Annotated in this window: 1 protein-coding gene and 1 pseudogene; both read left to right on the top strand. The window is 63.2% G+C overall.

The features are described from left to right. Nucleotides 1–420: pseudogene (locus QZ184_RS11075) on the top strand (DNA repair protein RecN); the annotation flags it as partial. Between the two features lie 26 nt (nt 421–446). Continuing rightward, nucleotides 447–2,872 (top strand): excinuclease ABC subunit UvrA (gene uvrA, locus QZ184_RS11070; protein WP_296419656.1); only part of this gene is annotated, 2,426 nt, incomplete at its 3' end.

The following is a 2,872-nucleotide window of genomic DNA, read 5'->3' as shown; positions in this document are numbered from 1 at the left end:
TTCTCCGCCAACCCCGGGCAGCCGTTGGCTCCCCTGTCTGAGGTGGCCTCAGGCGGTGAGATGTCGCGCTTTCTCTTGGCGTTGAAGACCTGCCTGGCCGCGGCGGATCAGCACGTCACCCTGCTGTTCGATGAGATCGACACCGGTGTCAGCGGCCGAGTCAGTGGTGCCATGGCGGAGCTGCTGCAGCGTTTGGCCCAACAGCGCCAGGTTTTCTGCGTCACCCACCAGCCCTTGGTCGCCGCTGCTGCGGACCATCACTTCCAGGTGGCGAAGGAGGTGCGGGACGGGATGACCCACACGCGAGTGTCCCAACTGCGGGACACTCAGGCTCGGCAGGCGGAACTGGCGGAATTGGCTGGTGGTGATTTCGGTGAGACCAGGAGCTACGCGGCCAGCCTGCTCAAACGCGCTGCCTAGACTCCACCCCTCTTAGAGCCGCCTGGATGCCCCGCGCCCTCGCCAAAAGCGTGAACGAGAAGGCTGCGCTTCAGGCCCTCAACGGCGGTTCCTTGGAGGATGTGATCCGGGTGCGGGGTGCCCGTCAGCACAACCTCAAAAACGTCGACGTCACGATCCCCCGTAACCAGCTGGTGGTCTTCACCGGGGTGAGCGGCAGCGGGAAGAGCTCCCTGGCCTTCGACACGATCTTTGCTGAGGGGCAACGCCGCTACGTCGAGAGCCTGTCGGCCTATGCCCGTCAGTTCCTTGGCCAGGTCGACAAGCCTGATGTGGACGCGATCGAGGGCCTCTCTCCGGCGATCTCGATTGACCAGAAATCCACCAGCCACAACCCCCGTTCCACGGTGGGAACGGTCACGGAGATTCAGGATTATCTGCGTCTGCTGTTCGGTCGCGCAGGGGAACCCCACTGCCCCGAGTGCGATCGCTCGATTCGGCCCCAGTCGATCGATGAGATGGTCGACCAGATCCTCACCTTGCCGGAGGGGACCCGTTACCAGCTCCTGGCGCCCGTCGTCCGTGGCAAGAAGGGCACCCACGTCAAGTTGCTGAGCGGCCTAGTGGCCGAGGGCTTTGCCCGGGTGCGCATCAACGGTGAGGTGCGCGAACTCGCCGACAACATCGAGCTCGACAAGAACCACTCCCACAACATTGAAGTGGTGGTGGATCGCCTGGTGGCCCGCGAGGGCATTCAGGAGCGCCTGACCGATTCCCTCCGCACCGCCCTCAAGCGCGGAGATGGCTTGGCCCTGGTGGAGGTGGTGCCGAAGTCCGGTGAAGAGCTTCCGCCCGAGGTGGAGAAGGAGCGCCTCTATTCCGAGAACTTCGCCTGCCCGGTTCACGGGGCGGTGATGGAGGAGCTCTCGCCGCGGCTGTTCTCCTTCAACAGTCCCTATGGCGCCTGCGCGGATTGCCACGGCATTGGACACCTGCGCCAATTCACCAAAGAGCGGGTGATCCCGGATCCTTCGCTGCCGGTGTATGCGGCGGTGGCCCCTTGGGCAGAAAAGGACAACTCCTATTACTTCTCTCTGCTCTATTCGGTGGGAGAGGCCTTTGGCTTTGAGATCAAGACCCCCTGGAATGAGCTGACGGAGGAACAGCACGACGTGCTGCTCAATGGCTCAAGGGAGCCGATTCCCATCCAGGCCGACAGCCGCTACAAGAAAAACCAGACCTATCTGCGGCCGTTCGAAGGGATCCTGCCGATCCTCGAGCGCCAGCTGCGTGATGCCAGTGGCGAGTCCATTCGCCAGAAGCTGGAGAAGTATCTGGAGTTGGTGCCCTGCTCCACCTGCCACGGTCTGCGACTCAAGCCCGAGGCCCTGGCCGTTCGGGTTGGTCCCTACCGCATCCATGAGCTGACCAACAGCAGCGTCGGCGAGAGCCTGCGCCGCATTGAGGAGCTGATGGGGGTTGAGGGTCCGGCTTTGCTCAACGCCCGCCAAATTCAAATTGGTGATCTGGTGCTGCGGGAGATCCGCATGCGTCTGAAGTTCCTGCTGGACGTGGGCCTGGACTATCTGAGCCTGGATCGTCCGGCGATGACCCTCTCCGGTGGTGAGGCCCAGCGCATCCGGCTGGCCACCCAGATCGGTGCAGGTCTGACGGGCGTGCTCTACGTGCTCGATGAGCCCAGCATCGGTTTGCACCAACGCGACAACGACCGGCTGCTCAACACCCTGGTGAAGCTCAGGGATTTGGGCAACACCTTGATCGTGGTGGAGCACGACGAGGACACGATTCGCGCCGCTGACTACATCGTCGACATCGGCCCGGGCGCTGGGGTCCATGGCGGCAAGATCGTTGCCGAGGGCGACTTCGAAACGCTGCTCGCTGCTGAGGAGTCGTTGACCGGTGCCTATCTGAGTGGTCGGCGGGCTATTCCGACCCCCGCGGAGCGCCGCGCCAATGGTTCTCGCAAGCTCACGCTGGTGGGTTGTGCGCGCAACAACCTCAGCGGTTTTGACGTGGAGTTCCCCCTGGGCCGTTTGGTTTGTGTGACCGGGGTGAGCGGCAGCGGCAAGAGCACGATGGTCAACGAGCTCCTGCACCCCGCGCTGGAGCACAAGCTCGGCATGAAAGTCCCCTTCCCGGCTGGGGTCGAGGACCTCAAGGGCATTAAGGCGATCGACAAGGTGATCGTGATTGACCAATCACCGATTGGCCGCACGCCTCGCTCCAACCCAGCGACCTACACCGGAGCGTTTGATCCGATCCGTCAGGTCTTTGCCGCGACGGTCGAGGCCAAGGCTCGCGGCTACGCCGTCGGTCAGTTCAGCTTCAACGTCAAGGGCGGTCGCTGCGAAGCCTGCAGCGGCCAGGGCGTGAATGTCATTGAGATGAACTTCTTGCCTGACGTCTACGTCCAGTGCGACGTCTGCAAGGGTGCTCGCTACAACCGCGAGAC

The organism is Vulcanococcus sp. DEBay_Sum22DG08_74, from assembly GCF_017852955.1.
Taxonomy (GTDB): domain Bacteria; phylum Cyanobacteriota; class Cyanobacteriia; order PCC-6307; family Cyanobiaceae; genus Vulcanococcus.
This window is presented reverse-complemented; position numbering and strand designations above follow the sequence as displayed.